Here is a 21204-nt window from a genome sequence, read left to right as displayed (position 1 = left end):
CGCTCTGGGGCACACCGAATGTGAGTTTCGGGCACATGCCTGAGACCTGCATTCGGTGTGTCCGGCTGTGCTCGATTTCTGGGCGAACTCGCCGGGGTTGTCGCTAGGCGGGGGTCCAGGCGGTTTTGAGGCCGGCGCCGGAGAGGGGGACCACGGCGTCGGGCCAGGAGGCGGCGCGGGCGGCGGCCCAGCAGACGGCGGCGGTGTCCTCGACGTACCAGCCGTTCTGAGCAAGTTCTGATCTTCCGGCGAGGACCTGCTCCTCGGTCACCGTCACGATCTCGTCCACGGCCGCCAGGATCTCCGCGCCACGCGCCGGCTCCGCGATGGCGATGCCCTCCGCGATGGTCGGCGTGGCATTCACCGCAACCGGCTCCGCCGCACCGGCACGCCACGCCGCCGCCAACGGTGCACAGTTCGCTGCCTGTACGGCCACGATCCGCGGCCTCTTGGTGATGCGCCCCGCCGCCAGCAACCCTGCCACCGCACGGGTGACTCCCAGCACCAGCGTCCCGTTCCCGACCGGCAGCACCAGCGTCTCGGGCAGCCGGCCGCCGAGCTGCTCCCACACCTCGTACGCGTACGTCGCGGTGCCCAGATGGAACACGGGGTTGTACACGTGGCTGGCGTAGAACGCCCCGCCGGCCTGCACCGCCTCGATCGCCGCGGCGGCGGTCGCCTCCCGGTTGCCGGGCACCAGGTTCACCCGCGCCCCGTGCGCCCTGACCTGCCCGATCTTCTTCGGCGACGTCGACTCCGGCACGAAGATCTCGGCCGGCAGCCCGACCCTCGCCGCGTACGCCGCGACGGCCGTTCCGGCGTTCCCGCTGGAGTCGGCGATCACCCGCGAGGCGCCGGACGCCAGCGCCTGCGCCAGCAGCAGCACGACCCCGCGGTCCTTGAACGACAGCGTCGGGCTGGCGTACTCGACTTTGACCGAGATCCCGTCCACGGCGGGCAGCAGTGGGGTGATCCCCTCACCGAGCGTGGCGGCCCGCCACGGCTCCGCCGGCACGCCGAGCGCCTCGGCGTAACGCCAGGTCGTCAGCGGCCGCCCGGCGAGCTCGGCCAGCGGCACGGGGGCGGCGGGCGGCGCGGCGAGGCGCATGGGCACGCCGCAGCAGCGCCACGCCGGATCGATGAACTCGAACTGCCGACCGCACTCGGGGCACACGCGCACAGGACCAGCCACGCGCCCACGGTACTGGCTACCCACGGTGACCGCCGTCGGCGGCGAGGTGATCTACGTCAACGACCCGCCTCGCCGTATTCCACAAGTGCGGCGGCGATGTCCGGGAACGGACCCGACCTCGCCCCACGGCACACGGTCGGCGGCCGCACAGACTACGCTCTGCATTGCGTGGTTCGGCGTGGATGCCGCACTCGGGGACATGCCTGAAATCGGGGCGGCCGGCAACGGGGGCCGTCGAAGACCTGGGTCCGTGTTCGGCGTGGCTGCTGGACCGTCGCACCTGTGGTGCATACCGTCCACCCCAATGTCGGGGTTGACATAACTTGAAGCCTTCGGTTGAGGTTGAGAGTTTGACCGGAGCCTGGCCGGGGGCGGCCAGGACGGGAAGGTGACCACCGCAGGAAGAGAGCTCGGTACCACGATCAGGAAGGCGGATCCGATGACGCCCCCGCACAACTACCTCGCGGTGATCAAGGTCGTCGGCATCGGCGGCGGCGGTGTCAACGCCGTCAACCGCATGATCGAGGTCGGGCTCAAGGGCGTCGAGTTCATCGCGGTGAACACCGACGCGCAGGCGCTGCTGATGTCCGACGCCGACGTCAAGCTGGACATCGGCCGCGAGCTGACCCGTGGTCTCGGCGCCGGCGCCAACCCCGAGGTCGGGCACAAGGCCGCCGAGGACCATCGGGAGGAGATCGAGGAGGTCCTCAAGGGGGCCGACATGGTCTTCGTGACCGCCGGCGAGGGCGGCGGCACCGGCACCGGCGGCGCGCCCGTGGTCGCCTCGATCGCCCGCAAGCTCGGTGCGCTCACCATCGGCGTGGTCACCCGGCCGTTCAGCTTCGAGGGCAAGCGCCGCGCGAAGCAGGCCGAGGACGGCATCACGCAGCTGCGCAACGAGTGCGACACCCTGATCGTCATCCCCAACGACCGGCTGCTCCAGCTCGGCGACGTGGGCGTGAGCCTGATGGACGCCTTCCGCTCCGCGGACGAGGTGCTGCTGTCCGGTGTCCAGGGCATCACCGACCTGATCACCACCCCCGGTCTGATCAACCTGGACTTCGCCGACGTCAAGAGCGTCATGTCCGGCGCCGGCAGCGCGCTGATGGGCATCGGCTCGGCGCGCGGCGAGGGCCGGGCCGTGCAGGCCGCGCAGAAGGCGATCAACTCGCCGCTGCTGGAGGCCTCGATGGACGGCGCGCACGGCGTGCTGCTGGCCATCGCCGGCGGCTCCGACCTGGGACTGTTCGAGATCAACGAGTCGGCGTCGCTGGTCCAGGAGGCCGCGCACCCGGACGCCAACATCATCTTCGGCACGGTCATCGACGACTCGCTCGGCGACGAGGTGCGGGTCACCGTGATCGCGGCCGGCTTCGACAGCGGCGGCCCCACGCACAAGAAGCTGGAGCCGACGGCGCTGACCTCGCCGCCGCGCACCACCGCGACCGCCGTCGCGGAGTCCGGGCAGCTCAGCACCCCGGCCCCGCAGCAGCAGCCGGCGCACCCCGCGCCGGTGCAGCAGACGCACACGCCGCCGACTCCGCACACGCCGCCGCCGGCCAACGGCTACACCGCCGTGCCCCCGGCCAGCGCCGGCTACCAGCCGCCGAGCTCGCCCAACTCCGGCCTGCCGCCGGTGAGCCGGCCGAGCACCGGCAACGGCTACTCGGCCCCGCCCGAGCGGCACGGCTCGCTGCCGTCCCGCGCGGTGCCGCTGCCCGAGGACCCGGACGACGAGGTGGACGTCCCGCCCTTCATGCGGCGCTGACTTGATGCAGGGAAGGACGCCTTACCCGCGGTGAACGCAGGTAAGGCGTCCTTCCCTGCATCGGGAAGAATCACCTCATGCGCGTTCGTCGAGTCGTCACGACCCGGGCCGGTGGCCGGTCCCGGGCCCCTTACGAGTCGTTCAACCTGGGTGACCACGTCGGTGACGACCCAGCCGCGGTGCGCGCCAACCGGCAGCGCCTCGCCGAGGGCGTCGGCCTGCCCGCAGACCGTCTGGTGTGGATGGAGCAGGTGCACGGCCGCACGGTCACCACCGTCGACGGCCCGCGGAGCGAGCCGGCGGAGGCGACGGACGGCCTGGTGACCAACCGCCCGGGCCTCGCGCTGGTGGCGCTCGTCGCCGACTGCGTGCCGGTGCTGCTGGCGGATCCCGACAACGGCGTGGTCGCCGCCGTGCACGCAGGCCGCGTGGGGGCTCGCGTCGGCGTGGTGCCGGCGGCCGTCGCGGCGATGGTGGAGGCCGGGGCGAAGGCGGACCGGATCGAGGTGCTGCTGGGCCCGAGCGTCTGCGGCGAGTGCTACGAGGTGCCGGCCACCATGCGTGACGACGTGGAGGCGCACCTGCCCGGCAGCGCGGCCAAGTCCCGCAAGGGCACGCCCGCCCTGGACCTGCGGGCCGGCCTCTGGAACCAGCTCTCCGACCTGGGCGTGGCCAAGATCGGCGTGGACCCGCGTTGCACGGTCGAGGACAAGACCCTGTTCAGCCACCGCCGCGACGGCAACACCGGCCGGCTGGCCGCCGTCACCTGGATCGAGGCATGACCGACCGCCGGGAGCAGCTGGCCGAGAACCTGGCGGCGGTCCGAGAGCAGATCGCCGAGGCCTGCCGCGACGCCGGGCGGCCACTCGACCAGGTGAAGCTGCTGGCCGTGACCAAGACGTTCCCGGCCTCGGACGCGATCCTGCTGGCCGAGCTGGGCGTCACCGACTTCGCCGAGAACCGGGACCAGGAGGCCGCCCCGAAGGCGGCCGAGGTGGCCCTGGCGCTGCCGGACACGCCCGTCCGGTGGCACATGGTGGGCCGGATGCAGCGCAACAAGGCCCGCTCGGTGGTGGGCTGGGCGGACGAGGTGCAGTCCGTCGACTCGCCCAGGCTGGCCGCAGCGCTCGCGAAGGCCGTCGCCGCGGCCCGCACCCACGGCCGCCGCGACGAGCCTCTCAGCGTGCTGATCCAGGCCAGCCTGGACGGGGACACGGAGCGCGGCGGCGTGCCGCTGTCCGGTCTGCTCGAGCTGGCCGACGAGATAGGCCGTTCGAGTGAACTGATCTTGCGCGGTGTGATGGGAGTCGCACCATTGTCCATGGATCCGGCGGCGGCTTTCGCACTCCTGTCGAAGGCGGCCGCGAGGGTCCGTTCCGATCATCCGACGGCTGTCGAGCTGTCCGCCGGCATGAGCGGGGACCTCGCGGCGGCGATCAGGCAGGGTTCCACGTGCGTGCGTGTCGGAACGGGTCTGTTCGGGTACAGAGGGCTAGCCTCGCCGTAGCGGTGGGGAACCGGGACGCGTCGCCGCGCGTCCAGGTCGTCGGGGAGTCGCGGAGGAAGGGCTGGCATGAGTGCGCTTCAGAAGCTGAAGGCCTACTTCGGGATGGTGCCGGCCGACGACATGGACGGCTACGACGAGGACGGCCGCTACGTGTCCGACTACCGGGACGACTACGACGACCGCCCCCGCGATGATCGTTCCGTCGGGGGCGACGACTACGATCGCTACTCGAGCGGTCGGCGACGCCCGGCCGGCAGCACGCTGTCGGCCCGCTCGTCCTACCGCGCCGACTACGACGAGGACGGCTACGAGCTGCCCGGGGACCGGTCGTCTCGGGGCCGCCGCAGTTGGGCGACCGAGGCGCCGACCCACGGCGCGCTCGCGGTCGAGCCCAAGCACGAGCCGGTCACGCGACTGCGGCCGGCCCAGGACCCGGTGGCACACCCCTTGGCCAAGATCATCACCCTGCATCCGCGCAGCTACACCGAGGCGCGGACGATCGGCGAGCACTACCGCGACGGGACGCCCGTCATCATCAACCTGACCGACATGGACAACGCCGACGCCAAGCGCCTGGTCGACTTCGCGGCCGGTCTGGCCTTCGCGCTCCGCGGCAGCATGGACAAGGTCACCAACAAGGTGTTCCTTCTCTCACCGCCGAACACGGACGTGACCGCCGAGGACCGCAGGCGCTTGGCGGAGGGTGGCTTCCTGCCCAAGTCATGAGAGATGGCACAGTGGTGGCGTGCAACCGGTCTTGGTGGTCGTCTACTACGTGCTGTTCTTCTTCTGGCTGCTGCTGTCGGCACGCCTGGTCGTCGAGTACGTCCGGGCGTTCTCCCGGGAGTGGCGACCCGCCGGTGGGGTTGCGGTCACGCTGGAGACCATCTACACAGTGACAGACCCCCCGGTCCGGTTGGCCCGTCGCGTGATACCGATGGTACGAATCGGGGGCGTCGGGCTGGACCTATCGATTATGGTCGTGTTCCTGGTCGTGTACATACTGATGCAACTGACGCAGCCCAGGTGACGGGGATCCTGGCTGTTCCGGTTGTGACTGCCGTGAGGTGATCTGATGCCGTTGACCCCCGCTGACGTGCACAACGTCGCGTTCAGCAAGCCTCCTATCGGGAAGCGGGGCTACAACGAGGACGAGGTTGACGCCTTCCTCGACCTGGTTGAGGGCGAGCTGGCCCGCCTGATCGAGGAGAACTCCGACCTGCGCGCCCAGGTCGAGCAGCTGGACTCCCAGCTCGAGGCCGCGCGCGCCGACCTGGACGACGCCCGGAGCAAGGTGGGCTCCGGCCCCATGCCCGGCCGCGAGGAACCCCGTCGCCTCGCTTCCGTCCCGCCGCCGTCGGTGATGGAGCAGACCACGCCCGGTGGCGACCACCACGTGCAGGCGGCCAAGGTCCTGGGTCTCGCCCAGGAGATGGCCGACCGGCTCACCGGTGAGGCCAAGGGCGAGGCGGACTCGATGCTGGCCGAGGCCCGCACCAAGTCCGAGCAGCTGCTCTCCGAGGCGCGGGCGAAGGCGGACACCATGGTCAACGAGGCGCGCACGCGCGCCGAGACCATGCTGAACGACGCCCGGACCCGGTCGGAGACCCTGGAGCGCAACGCCCGGGAGAAGGCCGCGGCCCTGGACCGCGACGCCCAGCGCAAGCACGCCGAGGTGATGGGCAACATCACCCAGGAGAAGAACGCGCTCGAGAAGAAGATCGACATGCTCCGCACGATGGAGCGGGAGTACCGGACCCGGCTCAAGAGCCTGCTGGAGTCGCAGCTGGCCGAGCTGAACGACCGGACCTCCGCCGCGCCGTCCGAGGGCCGTCAGAGCGGTGGCTACACCTTCGGCGCCCGCGCCGAGGCCGGCTGAGCTCGATCCGCTTCTTCCGAGGAGGCAGGCCCGGGTGGGTCTGCCGGCGATGACACGCGTCGTCGAACCGACACGCGTCATTCCGCTGTGAACGACAGCGTGGTGACGTAGGGTCGCGGCGTGTCGTCGAACAACGCAGCGTCGTCCAGCGATGCCGGACGGTCTTCCGTCGACCGCTCCGGATTGCTGTACGTCGTGCTGCTGTGCGTGCTGGCCGCCTTCGCCCTGCTCGTCGTGGCCCTCGTGTCCACCGAGACCTACTGGGCGTGGGGTTCGGTCGCGCTCAGCGTCGCCGGCGCCGTGGTGCTGCTGCTCGACTGGCAGCGCCGGCGCCGCGCCGGTGCGCGCCCGTCTGCCGGTGATGCGGCTGCCGCCGAACCGACGACCGTCGGCGGCGAGGACGACGATGCTGATGCGGGCCCCCAGGACGAAGACGAGGGTGGACCGGGAGAATCGCAGGCTACAGGTGATCTTGACAGGCCTGCCACCGGGGGTGTCCGGATCGGCACGAATCGTGATGATCAGCAGGAACCGGCCGGTGACGAGCCGGCCGAGGAGGACACCGACGCCGCCGACGCGCTGGTCGTCTCCGAGCTGAGCGACGAGGTGCTGGTGCTCGACGAGCGCCCGCGCTACCACCTGGCCGGCTGCGCCTGGGTCGGCGACCGCCCGACCATCCCGCTGCCGGTCGACGAGGCCCGCCAGCTGGGCTTCACCCCCTGCGCCCGCTGCACCCCCGACGCCAAGCTGGCCGCCATGGCCCGGAGCGCCAAGGACTGACCCGCCACCTCACGCGCGCGCGGGCTTTTGATGTCACATGCGCTTCCTAGGTGTCACCTGAGCGCAAATAGGAAGCGCATGTGGCAACGGGGGCGAGGCGATTTGCCGGCGGGCGCTACGCTTGAGGCAGCACACGGCGTCGATCCGGCCATCACCGGGGAGCCTCCGGAAGAACGGGCCTCCCGGGGCCTCAGTAGAACCGGACGGGTGGGCCCGTCACAGCCCGCAAACGAGTGGCCGCCACCTCGCTGGCGGCAATCGGGGTGGTACCGCGGTGCGCCGACCCGGGCGCGTCGTCCCCGTCAGGACTGACGACGGGACCGCGAGGAGCAGCACCGATGGCCTACCCACTCGAATCCTTCACCGACGGCGAGGGCGTGCCGGCGCAGCCGTCGTTCCCCAAGCTGGAGAACGCCGTCCTGGACTACTGGGGCAAGGACGCCACCTTCCAGGCCAGTGTGGACAATCGGCCGGCCGGCGAGAGCGGCGCCAACGAGTTCGTCTTCTACGACGGCCCGCCCTTCGCCAACGGCCTGCCGCACTACGGCCACCTGCTCACCGGCTACGCCAAGGACGTCGTCCCGCGCTACCAGACGATGCGCGGCAAGCACGTGGAGCGCCGGTTCGGCTGGGACTGCCACGGCCTGCCGGCCGAGGTGCGCGCCGAGAAGGAGCTGGGCATCTCGTCCAAGGCCGAGATCGAGGCCCTGGGCGTGGACAAGTTCAACGACGCCTGCCGCACCTCGGTGTTGCGCTACACCGACGAGTGGCGCGACTACGTCACCCGCCAGGCCCGCTGGGTGGACTTCGACAACGACTACAAGACGCTCGACCTGGACTACATGGAAAGCGTCATGTGGGCGTTCAAGACCCTGTGGGACAAGGGTCTGGTCTACGAGGGCTTCCGCGTCCTCTGGTACTGCTGGCGCTGCGAGACGCCGCTGTCCAACTCCGAGACGAAGATGGACGACACCTACCGCGACCGGCAGGACCCGGCCGTCACGGTGGGTATGCGCCTCGAATCCGGCGAGCTGGCCCTGATCTGGACGACCACGCCGTGGACGCTGCCGTCCAACCTGGCCATCGCGGTGCACCCGGACGTCGACTACGTGACCGTCGAGGCCAACGGCGAGAAGTACGTGCTGGCCGAGGCCCGGCTGCGCGCCTACGCCCGCGAGCTCGGCGAGGAGCCGACGGTGCTGGCCCGCTTCAAGGGCACGGAGCTGCTGGGCCGCCGCTACACGCCGGTCTTCGACTTCTTCGCCGGCCGCGCCAACGCCCACCAGATCCTGTCCGCCGACTACGTCACCACCGAGGACGGCACCGGCCTGGTGCACATCGCGCCCGCCTTCGGCGAGGAGGACAAGGTCGTCACCGACGCCGCCGGCATCGAGCCGGTCGTGCCGGTGGACGCGCGCGGCCGGTTCACCGCCGAGGTGCCGCCGTACGCCGAGCTCCAGGTGTTCGAGGCCAACAAGCCGATCATCAAGGATCTGCGCGAGCGGGGCGTGCTGCTGCGGCACGAGACGTACGACCACTCGTACCCGCACTGCTGGCGCTGCGACACGCCCCTGATCCAGCGGGCGGTGTCGTCCTGGTTCGTCGCGGTCAGCCAGTTCCGGGACCGCATGGTCGAGCTCAACCAGGAGATCAACTGGGTGCCCGACCACGTGCGGGACGGCCAGATGGGCAAGTGGCTGGCCAACGCCCGCGACTGGAACATCTCCCGCAACCGGTTCTGGGGCTCGCCGATCCCGGTGTGGATGTCGGACGACCCGGCCTACCCGCGCACCGACGTCTACGGCTCGCTGGACGAGCTGGAGCGGGACTTCGGCGTGCGGCCGACCGACCTGCACCGGCCCACCATCGACGAGCTGACCCGGCCCAACCCGGACGACCCGACCGGCAAGTCGACCATGCGCCGCGTGCCGGAGGTGCTGGACTGCTGGTTCGAGTCCGGCTCGATGCCGTTCGCCCAGGTCCACTACCCCTTCGAGAACACCGACTGGTTCGAGCACCACTACCCCGGCGACTTCATCGTCGAGTACAGCGCGCAGACGCGGGGCTGGTTCTACAACATGCACGTGCTGGCCACGGCGCTGTTCGACCGGCCGGCGTTCCGCAACTGCATCGCGCACGGCATCGTGCTCGGCGACGACGGCCAGAAGATGTCCAAGTCGCTCAACAACTACCCGGACGTCAACGAGGTGTTCGAGCGGGACGGCTCGGACGCCATGCGCTGGTTCCTGATGTCCAGCCCGATCCTGCGCGGCGGCAACCTGGTCGTCACCGAGCGCGGCATCCGCGACTCGGTGCGCCAGGCGGTGCTGCCGCTGTGGAACTCCTGGTACTTCCTCGCGCTGTACGCCAACGCGGCCGGCGCGCAGGGGACCTGGCGGGTCGACAGCGAGCACGTGCTCGACCGGTACGTGCTGGCCAAGACCCACGACCTGGTGGTCGCCACGTCGTCCGCCCTGGACAACTACGACCTGGCCGGGGCGTGCTTCGCCGTCCGGGACTTCCTGGAGGTGCTGACCAACTGGTACGTGCGGCGCTCGCGCGACCGGTTCTGGGCCGGCGAGCAGGACGCCATCGACACCCTGCACACCGTGCTGGAGCTGGTCAGCCGGGTGGCGGCGCCGCTGCTGCCGCTGACCACGGAGTCGGTGTGGCGCGGCCTGACCGGCGGCCGGTCCGTGCACCTGGCCGACTTCCCGTCGGTCGACGAGGTGCCGGCCGACGCCGCGCTGGTGTCGGCGATGGACGAGGTGCGGCAGGTCTGCTCGGCGGCGCTGTCCCTGCGCAAGGCCAACAAGCTGCGGGTGCGGCTGCCGCTGGCCAAGCTCGTGGTGGCCACGCCGGACGCGGAGGCGCTGCGGCCGTTCGTCGGGCTCATCGGCGACGAGGTCAACGTCAAGGCGGTCGAGCTGACCACGGATGTGGCGGCGCACGGCGAGTTCCAGCTCACCGTGAACGCGCGGGCCTGTGGTCCGCGGCTCGGCGCGGCCGTGCAGAAGGTGATCAAGGCCGTGAAGGCGGGCGAGTGGACGACCGCCGAGGACGGCTCGGTGTCGGCCGCCGGCATCGACCTGCTGCCCGGCGAGTACGAGCAGCGGCTGGTGGCCAGCGACCCGGCCGCGACGGCGGCGCTGCCCGGCGGTGCGGGCCTGGTCGTGCTGGACACGTCCGTCACCGACGAGCTGGCGGCCGAGGGCGTGGCCCGGGACGTGGTGCGGGTGGTGCAGCAGGCCCGTCGCGACGCCGGCCTGGACGTGTCGGACCGGATCACGCTGACCGTCGCCGCGGCCGACGACGTGGTGGCCGCGGTGCGGACCCACGAGGCGTTCCTGGCGTCGGAGACGCTGGCGGACGCGGTGGCGTACGGGCCGGTCGAGGGTGGCCCAGAGGGAAATAGCACTGTCGGCGCGGTCGGCGACGGCGGCGAGGTGGCCGTGCGGGTCGCCAAGGCCTGAGAAAACGTGGCGACCCCGGTCACCCCCATGGCACCGGGGTCGCCACGGCCCTGTGGTCTTCGGTGGAACTGTGGTCATTTCCATACGCTGCCGTACGGATCAGTTCCATACGGTAGCGTACGGAACCGTGGTCGGGAAGCGCCGGACGAAGGACGACTGGGTCGCGGCCGCCCTCGAGATGATCGCGGAGCGGGGCGTCGGGGCCCTGGCCGTGGAGCCGCTCGCGCAGCGCCTCGGGGCGACCAAGGGCAGCGCGTACTGGCACTTTCCCAGCCGTGAGGCGCTGTTACAGGCGGCGCTGGACCGCTGGACCGGCGACATCGCCACCGGCCTGGCCGCGTTCGCGGCGGTCGAGCGGCCGCCGGACGAGCAGCTGTGGCTGATCTTCAGCCGGGTGGTGGTGGACCGCCCGCAGAACGACCTCGAGTTCGCCATGATCGCCGCGACCGACGACCCGCAGGTGGCGGCGGCGATGCGGCGGCTGAGCGAGGAGCGGCTGGCGTTCCTGGCGTCGCGGCTCGTGGCGCTGGGCTTCGACGCGGACGCCGCCCGCGAGCGGGCGCTTCAGATGCACACTTTCCTGCTCGGGCACGTGCAGGTCCTCCGCCGTGGCGCGCAGATCGACGATCCCGTCGAGTACGCGCGGGGCGTCTACCGGCTGCTGACGGCACCATAGGATCCGGACCCGTGAGGTTCGCTGTCCGCGTAAAGCCCGGCGCCCGGCGCGATGCCGTCGGCGGCGTGTGGGGCGACGGGGCGCTGGTGGTGGCCGTCGCCGCGCCGGCCGTGGAGGGCAAGGCCAACGAGGCCGTGCGCAAGGCGCTGGCCGGGGCATTCGGCATCCGCCGGCAGGACGTGGTGATCGTGTCCGGTGAGCGTTCCCGGGACAAACTCGTCGAGCTGCCGGACGCGTTCGACCGGTTGCGCGAACTTCTAGGATAACACCGGTTTCGCACTGTCTACTGTGGACATCCAAAGTGGGCGATTAGTACTTTTCCGTGATCGTCACGCACAATGTTCATGCGGACAGGTGACATCCGGGAGGTGGGATGCTCGATCTATCGACTGCGCTTGGTATCGGTGCGGCGGTGCTCCTGCTCTCCGTGTTCGCCGTCCGCGTGTCGGTCCGCCTCGGCCTCCCGTCGCTGCTGCTGTACCTCGGCATCGGCCTGCTCATCGGCGAGGCCGGGCTGGGCATCCGGTTCGACAACGCTGCGCTGACCCAGTCGCTGGGCATCGCCGCGCTGGTGCTGATCCTGGCCGAGGGCGGCCTCACCACGCGGTGGTCGGCCGTGAAAAGCTCGCTGGGGCAAGGAATCGCACTGTCCACAGTGGCAGTTGTCGTCAGTATCGCCGTCACCGGCGCGGCGTTACACCTGCTGCTCGGCCTGGACTGGCGGACCGCCCTGCTGTGGGGCGCCGTGCTGTCGTCCACCGACGCCGCGGCCGTGTTCAGCGTGCTGCGCGGCGTGGGCGTGAGCAAGCGGCTGGTCGGCGCCCTGGAGTTGGAGTCCGGCCTCAACGACGCGCCGGTGTTCATCGCCGTCGTCCTGCTGGCCTCGCCCGATCCGGTGAGCTGGACGACGCCGATGCTTGCCGGGTACGAGCTCCTGGACGGCGCGGTGGTCGGCCTGCTCGTCGGCTGGCTCGGGGCGATGGGCCTGCGCCGGGCCGCGCTGCCGGCGACCGGCCTGTACCCGGTCGCGACCGTCGCGATGTGCGTGCTGGCCTACGCGGTCGGCGACCTGATGCACGCCTCCGGGCTGTTGGCGACCTACGTGACCGGCCTGGTGCTGGGGAATTCCCGGCTGCCGCACCGGTCCGACACGCTGTCGTTCGCCGAGGGCCTCGGCTGGCTGGCCCAGATCGGGCTGTTCGTCTTACTCGGCCTCTACGCGTCGCCGGCGCGGCTGCTGAGCGCCCTGATTCCCGCGCTGGTCGCCGGGGCGGTGCTGTTGCTGCTGGCCCGGCCGCTGTCGGTGCTGCTGTCCATGACGCCGTTCCGGATGAAGTGGCGGGAGCAGGTTTTCCTTTCGTGGTCCGGACTTCGCGGCGCCGTGCCCATCGTGCTGGCGCTGATTCCACTGACGCGGGGGGTTCCCGGCGCGGAACGTCTCGTCGACGCCGTGTTCGTGCTGGTGGTCGTGCTGACCTTGGTGCAGGGCGGGACCCTGCCGCTGGTCGCGCGGTGGCTGGGGCTGGTGAAACCCGGCGACGCGCAGGAGATCGAGGTCGACTCCGCGCCGCTGGACACCCTCGGGGCGGAGCTGCTCCAGGTGCGGGTGCAGCCCGGTTCGAAGCTCCACGGCGTGTACCTGTCGGAACTCCGGCTGCCGCTCGGGGCGACGATCAGCCTGATCGTGCGCGACGAGGCCGGTTTCACGCCGTCCGCGACGACCCGGTTGCAGGAGGAGGACCAGCTGCTGGTCGTGGCGACAGAGAAGGTGCGGGACGCCGCCGAGCGCCGGCTCCGTGCCGTGGACCGCGCCGGCCGCTACGCCCGCTGGAAGGGCGAGTCCGGCAAGGAGTAGCGGCCAGCCTCGACTGCGCGACAATCGGGCATGGCCGTGGACGTCCTCACCGAGATCGTCATCGATGCGCCGCTGGCGCGGGTGGCCGACTACGCCGCCGACCCGACCAAAGCGCCCGAGTGGTACGTCAACATCAAGTCCGTGCGGTGGGAGACGCCGCCGCCGGTCGCGGTGGGATCGCGGGTCGCCTTCGTCGCACGATTTCTGGGACGGGAACTGGCCTACACGTACGAGATCGTGGAACACGAACCCGGTTCGCGTCTGGTCATGCAGACCGCGCAAGGGCCGTTCCCCATGCGCACCACCTACACCTGGGAGTCGGCCGGCCCGGGCCGGACCCGGATGGCCCTGCGCAACACCGGATCCCCCAGCGGCTTCGCCGCCGTCACCGCCGGCGCGATGGCGCTGGCCATGCGCCGCGCCAACCGCAAGGACCTGGCGAAGCTGAAGTCCCTGCTGGAGAGTCGACCCGACAACTGACCACCGCACGTAGTTGATCTACCTGAAACCTACATTCGGTGTGTCCGACAGCGCGACTCGCGGGGGTTGCCGTCAGCCGAGGGTGCCGGCGAAGAGGGCTCGGTGCACGGCGAGGTAGGCGGGGCACGGGAAGGCCGGGCGGGGCTGCCACCAGTGGTCGGGGCGGCAGGTGGCGCAGCGGCCGGCGGCGTCGGGGGAGTGCTCACCGAGCAGGGTCGCCACGGCGTCCACGACCCGCGGCAGCTGGGCCCGGGTGACGCCGCTGACCAGCCGGTCGTCGGGATCCCGGGCGAGGTCGGCCAGCATCGACAGATGCCGGTTGAGCTCGTCGTCGAGCTCGCGGAACATGACTACCTCCCAGCGGACGGCCACACGTGCTGCGCCGCCGAGTCTGCGCCGGCGCCGGCCCGTTGAGACCGGCCCGTCACCCCTCCGGGAACGAAATCACTCGTTAGTGAGCCCTCTCACGATGTGGAAGGACCCTCGACTCGGGCGACCACCGTCGGTTACGGTGGTCGCCGTTAGGTCATGAGTGCCAGCGTCAAGCCCCGGCTAGCTGGCCGGCAACCCTCCTCCGCGGTGGGGTGCCCCGGGTGAGGACCAGGCCCGTCGCAGCACGCGACCGGGCAAGCGCGGACCCTCTGCACAGGTGGGTCCCTGACCCGAGGAGCACCCCTGTGACCATCGCGATCCCGCCGGCCCGCGACACCGCTGGCAACGACACCCTGGGCGACATCCCCACCGTGCCGGCCGTGGTCGGCGCCCGCCTGTCGGTGCCGCTGGTGACCGGCGACCGCGTCACGTACGCCAACCTCGACCACGCCGCCAGCGCGCCCTGTCTGGAACAGGTCCGCGACGCCGTCGACGAGCTGCTGCCCTGGTACGCGAGTGTCCACCGTGGAGCGGGTTTCGCCTCCCAGGTGTCCACAAAGGTCTACGAGCAGGCCCGGGACACGTTGCGCCGCTTCGTGGGGGCGCGCTCCTCGGACACAGTTGTGTTCACCCGCAACACCACGGACTCCCTCAACCTGCTGGCGAAGTCGTTGCCGCGCCGCACTTCCGTAGTCCTGTTCGACACCGAGCACCACGCGGCGCTGCTGCCGTGGCGTGGCCCCAACGTCCGCCGTGTGCAGACGCCGGCATCCGCGGCCGCGGCCGTGCCGGCGCTGGAGGCGGCGCTGAAGCTGTGCCCGGAGGGCCCGCGCCTGGTGGTCGTCACCGGCGCATCGAACGTCACCGGCGAGCTGTGGCCGGTCGCCGAACTCGCCGCCGTCGCCCGCCGCTTCGGCGCGCGCATCGCTCTGGACGCCGCGCAGCTCGCGCCGCACCGCCCGGTCGACATCAAGGCCCTGGACGTCGACTACGTCGCCCTGTCCGGCCACAAGCTCTACGCCCCGTACGGCACGGGCGCCCTGATCGGCCGCGCCGACTGGTTGCAGGCGGCCGAGCCTTACCTGATCGGCGGCGGCGCCACCAAGAACGTCGTCGACTGGGGCGACCACCTGGGCGTCGCGTGGTCGGCGGTGCCGGAGCGGCACGAGGCGGGCTCGCCGAACGTCGTCGGCGTGCACGCGCTGGCCGCGGCCTGCGACACGATCACCCGCCACGGCTGGGACCGCATCGTCGCCCACGAGCAGGCGCTGCTGACCCGGCTGCGCGAGGGCCTGCGCACCATCCCGGGCCTGCACGAGCTCGCCATCTTCCAGGGCGACCAGGACCGGGTGGGCGTGGTCAGCTTCACCATTCACGGCCACGAGGCCGGCCTGATCGCCGCGGCTTTGTCAGCCGAGTACGGCATCGGCGTCCGCGACGGCGCATTCTGCGCACACGTGGCGACCCGGCGGCTGCTCGACCGCGTCGACGCCACCGAGCAGCGCGCCCTGCGGGCCAGCCTGGGCCTGGGCAGCACGGTCGAGCACGTGGACCGCCTGGTCGGGGCCCTGCGCGAACTCGTCACCAACGGGCCGAAGTGGACATACGTCCAGGAAGACGGCCGGTGGGTGCCCGCCGACGACAACCGGCCGCTGCCGCCCTTCGTCGCCGCCTGAGGGACAATGGGCGGTGTGAGCACCGAGCCCAACACCGAATCGGTCGCGGCGCAGCGGCAGCTGCCTCGCCGGATCGGCCTGCTGGTGACGGCCGGCGTCGTCGCGCTGGCGCTGGACATCGTCACCAAGTACCTGGTCGTGGCCAACCTGGAGGGCAAGCCGCCGCTCCAGCTGGCCGGCGGCCTGGTCTACCTGGACGTGATCCGCAATCCGTACGCCGCGTTCTCGCTCGGCGTCACCGGCATGACGTGGGTGTTCAGCGTGATCTGCGTCGGCGTGCTGGCCGCGATCATCTGGGTGGCGCCGCGGCTGCGCTCCCGCGGCTGGGCCGTCGGCCTGGGCTTCGTGTTCGGCGGCGCGCTCGGCAACCTGCTGGACCGGATCTTCCGCGCCCCCGGCGCGCTCCAGGGCCACGTGGTCGACTTCATCTCGGTGTTCGGGCCGAACGCCGAGTACTTCCCGGTGTTCAACTTCGCCGACTCGGCGATCTGCGTCGGCGGCGCGCTCATCGTGCTGATGGCGATCCTCGGCCGCGACTACGACGGCCGCTCCACGCGGGAGGCCAAGTCCGGTGAGTGACCTGCGTGAGCTGCCCGTGCCCGACGGCCTCGACGGCATGCGCGTCGACGCCGGCCTGTCCAAGCTGCTCGGCCTGTCCCGGACGGCCGTCGCCACGCTGGCCGACTCCGGCGACGTGGTGGTCGACGGCCGCGCCGTCGGCAAATCCGACCGGCTCGTCGCCGGTTCCTGGCTGGAGGTGACGCTGCCGCCGCCGGCGCAGCCCGTCACCGTGCAGGCCATCCCGGTCGAGGGCCTCGTCGTGCTGTACGAGGACGACGACGTGGTGGTGGTCGACAAGCCGGTCGGGGTCGCCGTGCACCCCAGCCCCGGCTGGACCGGGCCGACCGTGGTCGGCGGCCTGGCCGCCGCCGGCATCCGGATCTCCACCTCCGGCGCGGCCGAGCGGCAGGGCGTCGTGCACCGCCTGGACGCCGGCACCACCGGCGTGATGGTCGTGGCCAAGAGCGAGCACGCGTACACCGTGCTGAAGCGGGCGTTCAAGGAGCGCACCGTGGACAAGGTCTACCACGCGCTCGTGCAGGGGCATCCCGATCCGACGCGGGGCACCATCGACGCGCCGATCGACCGGCACCCCAAGCACGACTACAAGTGGGCGGTGGTGGCCAGCGGCCGCCCCAGCGTCACCCACTACGAGATGATCGAGGCGTTCCGGGCGGCGTCGCTGCTGGACGTGCACCTGGAGACGGGGCGCACGCACCAGATCCGCGTGCACTTCTCGGCGCTGCGGCACCCGTGCGTCGGCGACCTGACGTACGGGGCGGATCCGGTGCTGGCCAAGCGGCTGGGGCTCACCCGGCAGTGGCTCCAGGCGAAGACGCTGTCGTTCCACCACCCCGCCGACGGCGAGTGGGTGACGTTCGAGAGCCAGTACCCGGACGACCTGGCCACTGCCCTGGAGCAGCTCCGCACCGAGGGCTGACCCCCTCTTTTTCGCCACATGCGCTTCCTATTTGGCACCTGGTGACACATAGGAAGCGCATGTGGCGAAAATTGGAATGGCGGGGGGTTAGTTCTCGATCTCCCAGGTGAGGGAGTGGGCGGGGTCGTCGGGGCGGGGGCTCCAGCGCACGGAGGTGATCTCCGTGGCGTCCGGCAGCACGTAGACGGTGTGGCCGCCGGCGGTTTCGCCGGGCTGCACGCCGATGCGGTGCGGCGGCCGGGACGACAGCGACACCGGCGCCTTGGACACCGTCTGCCCGTCGGCGGCGACCAGCAGCAGGTACAGGTCGGGCAGCGAGGAGAACGGCACGCTGCCGCGGTTGGTGAGCTCGGTGTGCACGACGACCGCCCGCTCACCTTCCTGGAGCCGGTAGCCGGCGGCGGTGAACAGGAAGTCGGCCGGGTCGACGACCTCGACGAGCTGGATGGACAGCTGCTCGCCCTCCAGGCCGACCGTCTGCTGCGTGCTGCCGACGGTGAACTTCTGCGGCGGCACGGGCTCGGCCTTGACCGTCTGCTGGTCGCCCCGCGCCCACGCGGACGTCTGCGGCGGTCCCCAGGTGCCACCGGCCGGAGGCTGTGCCGCGGGCTGCTGTTGCGGCGGAGCGGCCGGCGGCTGCTGCGCGGGGAACGGCACGCTCTGCGGCGACTGCGCGTACTGGGGCTGCGGCGGCGCGTACTGCGGCTGGGGGTGCTGCTGCTGGTACTGCGGCGGCATCTGCTGCTGGGGAGCGCCGTACTGCGGCGGATATCCCTGCCACTGCTGCTGTTGCTGCTGCCGGCTCGCGGCGGCGATCGCCGCCCTGATCCCGTTCGGGTCGCACTCGACGCCGACCAGCAGCGGCATGCCGGACGCGGACAGCGCCACCAGCCGCGCGGCGGCCTCCCGCGGGTCCATGCCCAGACGCGCGGCCACGTCGTGCACCGCGGCCCGCCCCATCTCGGCGAGCAGCGTGAGCAGACGGAAGTCGACAGGATCCGGCACGGCCACGCCTGGCACGCTACCCGGTCGCCTTCCGCACCGTCCGTCCCGGTGCGCCGCGACGGGGAAGATCACCTGCCCAGGTGGGGTTACAGCGTTGGAACCTGGCCGTAAAAGACGCTTCCTACGGTCGGAAGCCATGACGGTCACCGACGTGAAGACGGGCCCCAAGCGCCGCTACGCGTGGCTGGCGGCCAACGAGGACAGCGAGGACTTCTCCCTGCGCTACGCGGCGAACTCGTTCCGCCGCTGGTCGCCGTTCGCGGTGGCCAGCACCGCGCTGGGCGGCATCGCCTACCTGGCCGACTTCGCCATCGGCGCGAGCATCGTGATGCTGCACGGCTTCCAGTCGGCGGCGCTGGCCATCGGCATCGCCGCGGTGGTCATCTTCCTGACCGGAATTCCGATCGCCACCGCCTGCGCCCGCTACGGCGTCGACATGGACCTGCTCACGCGGGGCGCCGGCTTCGGCTACTTCGGGTCCACGCTGACGTCGCTGATCTACGCCAGCTTCACGGTGATCTTCTTCTCGCTGGAGGGGTCGATCATGGCCCAGGCGTTCCAGCTGGCCTTCGGCTTACCGCTGGCGCTGGGCTACCTGCTGACCACGCTGATCGTGCTGCCGTTCGTGCTGTTCGGGATGCGCGCGCTGGCCCGGATGCAGGTGTGGACGCAGCCGATCTGGCTGCTCGGTCTGGTGCTGCCGTTCGTGGTCGTGCTGGTGGTGCACCCGGAGCGGTTCGGCCAGTTCACGTCGTTCGGCGGCGGCCTGTCGCTGACCGGGGTCGGGCTCGGCGCGGGCGTCGCGCTGTCGCTGATCGGGCAGATCGGCGAGCAGGCCGACTACCTGCGGTTCATGCCGGCGAAGACCGAGGCCAACCGGCGGGCCTGGTGGGCGGCCGTGATCGCCGCCGGGCCCGGCTGGGTGGTGCTGGGGGCGCTCAAGCAGTTGGGTGGAGCGTTCCTGGCGTTCTGTGCGTTGGGGGCGATCGGACAGTCCGCCGTCCTGGAGCCGATCGCCCCCTACGTGGAGGCCGTGCGGCCCGCGCTCGGCGCCGTCACGCTGCCGCTCGCGGCGCTGTTCGTGGTGGTCTCCCAGATCAAGATCAACACCACCAACGCCTACTCCGGGTCGCTGTCGTTCGCCAACTTCTTCTCCCGCGTCCTGCACCGGCACCCCGGCCGCGCCTGGTACGTGCTCGTCAACTGCGGCATCGCGTTGGCGCTCATGGAGTTCGGCGCGTTCGCGTTCCTGAACAACATCCTCGGCTTCTACTCCAACGTCGCCATCGCGTGGATCGGGGCCGTCGTCGCCGACCTGGTGATCTGCAAGCCGCTCGGCTGGAGCCCGCCGTACGTCGAGTTCAAGCGGGCCTACCTGTACGCGGTGAACCCCGTCGGATTCGGCTCCATGGTGCTGGCATCGGTCGTGTCGGTGGTGGCGTACTTCGGCGCGTTCGGCGAGGTCGCCGCCGCCTGGAGCCCGTTCATCGCGCTGCTCGTCGCCATGATCGCCGTGCCGGTGACCGCACGGCTGACCGGCGGCAAGTACTACCTCGCGCGGCCGAACCTGGTGTCAGGCCCCGATTCCGAGGCCACCGACCTCACCGCCGCGCTCGAGTGCCAGGTGTGCGACGACCCGTACGAGCTGCCCGACATCGTCGACTGCGTGCACCACGGCGGGGCCGTCTGTTCGCTGTGCTGCACGCTGGAAACCCAGTGCGGGCAGGCATGTCAGCGCACCGGGCCGGTGCTGGTGCAGCTCAAGTCACCGTAGGGCGGCCAGGTTCCGTACGGTGCGGGCCGTGTCCGGGTGGTCGGGGCCGAGGAGGCGGCGCTTGATCGCGAGCGCCTTCTCGTACAGGTCCCTCGCCCGGGCGGTCCGGCCCTGCGCCGCCAGGACGACGCCGAGGTCGTTGTACGTCACCGCGAAGTCGTAGTGGTCGGGCGGGTAGACCCGTTCGAAGACGTCCAGCGCCTGTTCGTACAACGTCGTCGCCTCGTCGAACCGTCGCTGGCCGGCGAGCAGCGACGCCAGCGCCGCCCGATCGGCCGCCACCGTCGGGTGATCCGGGCCGAGCGCCCGTTCACGGAGGGCCACCGAGCGACGCGCGTGCGGCTCGCCCTCCGCGTATCGACCGCGCGCGTGGTCGAGGCCGCCCAGGTTGTGCCAGACGCTCGCCGCCGCCGGCTCGTCCGGGCCGATCAGGTCGAGGGCCTGTCGGTAGGCGGTCTCGGCGTCGTCGTGGCGGCGAGCGTCCTTGTAGACGACGCCCAGCCCGCACAGCAGCGCCGCCTTCTCGTCGGTCGCCAGGCCCAGGGCCTCGCGATAGCGCTCCTCCGCGCGGTCGTAGTGGCCACGGACCCGCTCCACCACCGCCAGCGCCGCCAGCGCGTGGATCCGCGACCGGCCCGTCGCCAGGCGGACCGCCTCCCGGGCGTGGCGCTCCGCGTCGTCGTATCGGGAGAGGCGCTCGTGGATCTCGCTCAGCGCCACATGGATGATCGCCGCTCGGGGCGAGTCGCCGTCGACCGTGGCGAGCGCCGCCGACGCGGGCCGGAGGGCCTCCGCCGGCCGCCCCTCGTCGAAGAGGCGGCGGGCGGCGCGGAGCAGGTCGGCCGTGGTCAAAGGGACTCGCACTCACTGTGGTTGTTGGGCTCGGTCAGCGGCCAGATCAGGTCCTCGAGCTCGTTGTGGTTGGTCGATGGGTCCTGCATCGGCCAGAGCAGGTCCTCGATCGACACCTCGTTGTGGTTGTGGGGCTCGGTCATCGCCCAGAGGTCTTCTAGGTCGAGCTCGTTGTGGTTGCTCTTCTCTTCCAAGATCCAGATCAGGTCGTCCATGGGCGCAGCCTCGCCGGGGACGCTTCCCGGTCGGAAGGGAGTCCGCACCCAGATCGCCCGGGAAATCCGCCCGTTCGCCGACAGTCGCGAATGCCCCGCCCTGACCTGCGGCTTTCTGCTACCCGGAAGTAGCGGAAAGTAGTCCGCGTGGCTGGTGCCGGCTCCGCCGGGGAGAGGAGGCAAGATAGGGGCGCTAGTC

Annotated in this window: 21 protein-coding genes and 1 riboswitch; of the genes, 16 read left to right on the top strand and 5 right to left on the bottom strand. The window is 71.2% G+C overall.

The features are described from left to right. Positions 1–103: 103 nt before the first annotated feature. Entirely contained in the window at positions 104–1192 is a 1089-nt protein-coding gene (locus tag BCF44_RS11100) for a pyridoxal-phosphate dependent enzyme (protein ID WP_211352976.1), read from the bottom strand. A gap of 439 nt (positions 1193–1631) precedes the next feature. On the opposite strand from BCF44_RS11100, the gene ftsZ reads away from it, so the two are divergent. The 12 genes from ftsZ (at position 1632) to BCF44_RS11040 (ending at position 13610) form a co-directional block, all read left to right on the top strand. Then, positions 1632–2960 carry a cell division protein FtsZ gene (gene ftsZ / locus BCF44_RS11095; RefSeq protein ID WP_116174082.1) on the top strand — a complete coding sequence of 443 codons (1329 nt, stop codon included), beginning with the start codon at positions 1632–1634 and terminating at the stop codon, positions 2958–2960. 77 nt (positions 2961–3037) lie between these two features. Beyond that, positions 3038–3742, top strand: coding sequence for a peptidoglycan editing factor PgeF (pgeF, locus tag BCF44_RS11090; protein ID WP_116174081.1), 705 nt, complete (start codon positions 3038–3040; stop codon positions 3740–3742). Beyond that, entirely contained in the window at positions 3739–4467 is a 729-nt protein-coding gene (locus BCF44_RS11085) for a YggS family pyridoxal phosphate-dependent enzyme (protein ID WP_116174080.1), read from the top strand. Before pgeF ends, BCF44_RS11085 begins: the two co-directional genes overlap by 4 nt. Before the next feature lie 66 nt (positions 4468–4533). After that, the gene (locus tag BCF44_RS11080) at positions 4534–5193 is read left to right on the top strand and encodes a cell division protein SepF (protein ID WP_116174079.1); all 660 of its coding nucleotides are present in this window, start codon (positions 4534–4536) and stop codon (positions 5191–5193) included. A 19-nt stretch (positions 5194–5212) separates the two neighbouring features. Beyond that, positions 5213–5497: a YggT family protein gene (locus BCF44_RS11075; RefSeq protein ID WP_116174078.1), complete on the top strand. Its 285-nt coding sequence runs from the start codon at positions 5213–5215 to the stop codon at positions 5495–5497. Positions 5498–5542: 45 nt separating this feature from the next. Beyond that, positions 5543–6346 (top strand): DivIVA-like cell division protein Wag31, encoded by an 804-nt coding sequence (wag31, locus tag BCF44_RS11070; protein ID WP_043723091.1) that lies wholly within the window; start codon positions 5543–5545, stop codon positions 6344–6346. Positions 6347–6466: 120 nt separating this feature from the next. After that, positions 6467–7126 carry a hypothetical protein gene (locus BCF44_RS11065; protein WP_342775586.1) on the top strand — a complete coding sequence of 220 codons (660 nt, stop codon included), beginning with the start codon at positions 6467–6469 and terminating at the stop codon, positions 7124–7126. 338 nt (positions 7127–7464) lie between these two features. Beyond that, positions 7465–10599, top strand: coding sequence for an isoleucine--tRNA ligase (gene ileS / locus BCF44_RS11060; RefSeq protein ID WP_116174077.1), 3135 nt, complete (start codon positions 7465–7467; stop codon positions 10597–10599). 127 nt (positions 10600–10726) lie between these two features. After that, entirely contained in the window at positions 10727–11275 is a 549-nt protein-coding gene (locus BCF44_RS11055; protein WP_116174076.1) for a TetR/AcrR family transcriptional regulator, read from the top strand. A gap of 11 nt (positions 11276–11286) precedes the next feature. After that, positions 11287–11541 (top strand): DUF167 domain-containing protein, encoded by a 255-nt coding sequence (locus BCF44_RS11050; RefSeq protein ID WP_116174075.1) that lies wholly within the window; start codon positions 11287–11289, stop codon positions 11539–11541. A 107-nt stretch (positions 11542–11648) separates the two neighbouring features. Continuing rightward, a complete protein-coding gene (locus BCF44_RS11045; RefSeq protein WP_116174074.1) occupies positions 11649–13130 on the top strand; it encodes a potassium/proton antiporter in 1482 nt (493 codons plus the stop codon). 30 nt (positions 13131–13160) lie between these two features. Then, positions 13161–13610 carry an SRPBCC family protein gene (locus BCF44_RS11040; protein ID WP_116174073.1) on the top strand — a complete coding sequence of 150 codons (450 nt, stop codon included), beginning with the start codon at positions 13161–13163 and terminating at the stop codon, positions 13608–13610. 72 nt (positions 13611–13682) lie between these two features. Here BCF44_RS11040 and BCF44_RS11035 read toward each other — a convergent pair whose 3' ends face one another. Then, positions 13683–13958 carry a hypothetical protein gene (locus BCF44_RS11035; protein ID WP_116174072.1) on the bottom strand — a complete coding sequence of 92 codons (276 nt, stop codon included), beginning with the start codon at positions 13956–13958 and terminating at the stop codon, positions 13683–13685. A gap of 176 nt (positions 13959–14134) precedes the next feature. Beyond that, positions 14135–14249: riboswitch (SAM riboswitch) on the top strand. Positions 14250–14293: 44 nt separating this feature from the next. Here BCF44_RS11035 and BCF44_RS11030 point away from each other — a divergent pair. Genes BCF44_RS11030 through BCF44_RS11020 form a run of 3 tightly spaced genes read left to right on the top strand, consistent with a single transcriptional unit; the run spans position 14294 to position 17159 of the window. Continuing rightward, the gene (locus BCF44_RS11030) at positions 14294–15658 is read left to right on the top strand and encodes an aminotransferase class V-fold PLP-dependent enzyme (protein WP_379798208.1); all 1365 of its coding nucleotides are present in this window, start codon (positions 14294–14296) and stop codon (positions 15656–15658) included. A gap of 6 nt (positions 15659–15664) precedes the next feature. Next, positions 15665–16237: a signal peptidase II gene (lspA, locus tag BCF44_RS11025; RefSeq protein ID WP_116174070.1), complete on the top strand. Its 573-nt coding sequence runs from the start codon at positions 15665–15667 to the stop codon at positions 16235–16237. Positions 16238–16274: 37 nt separating this feature from the next. Beyond that, positions 16275–17159, top strand: coding sequence for an RluA family pseudouridine synthase (locus tag BCF44_RS11020; protein ID WP_116174307.1), 885 nt, complete (start codon positions 16275–16277; stop codon positions 17157–17159). 87 nt (positions 17160–17246) lie between these two features. Here the strand turns inward: BCF44_RS11020 and BCF44_RS11015 are convergent, their stop codons facing one another. Further along, positions 17247–18170, bottom strand: coding sequence for an AsnC family protein (locus BCF44_RS11015; RefSeq protein ID WP_116174069.1), 924 nt, complete (start codon positions 18168–18170; stop codon positions 17247–17249). 130 nt (positions 18171–18300) lie between these two features. Here BCF44_RS11015 and BCF44_RS11010 point away from each other — a divergent pair, with 130 nt between their 5' ends. Further along, positions 18301–19938, top strand: coding sequence for a purine-cytosine permease family protein (locus tag BCF44_RS11010; RefSeq protein WP_116174068.1), 1638 nt, complete (start codon positions 18301–18303; stop codon positions 19936–19938). Here BCF44_RS11010 and BCF44_RS11005 read toward each other — a convergent pair. Together BCF44_RS11005 and BCF44_RS11000 are read right to left on the bottom strand one after the other, a co-directional pair. Further along, positions 19930–20802, bottom strand: coding sequence for a tetratricopeptide repeat protein (locus BCF44_RS11005; protein ID WP_116174067.1), 873 nt, complete (start codon positions 20800–20802; stop codon positions 19930–19932). The two genes, BCF44_RS11010 and BCF44_RS11005, sit on opposite strands and share 9 nt — an antisense overlap. Continuing rightward, complete coding sequence (locus tag BCF44_RS11000) at positions 20787–21005, bottom strand: hypothetical protein (protein ID WP_116174066.1); 219 nt, start codon at positions 21003–21005, stop codon at positions 20787–20789. Before BCF44_RS11000 ends, BCF44_RS11005 begins: the two co-directional genes overlap by 16 nt. Between the last annotated feature and the right edge of the window lie 199 nt (positions 21006–21204).

Source organism: Kutzneria buriramensis (assembly GCF_003387475.1).
GTDB classification, from domain to species: domain Bacteria; phylum Actinomycetota; class Actinomycetes; order Mycobacteriales; family Pseudonocardiaceae; genus Kutzneria; species Kutzneria buriramensis.
This window is presented reverse-complemented; position numbering and strand designations above follow the sequence as displayed.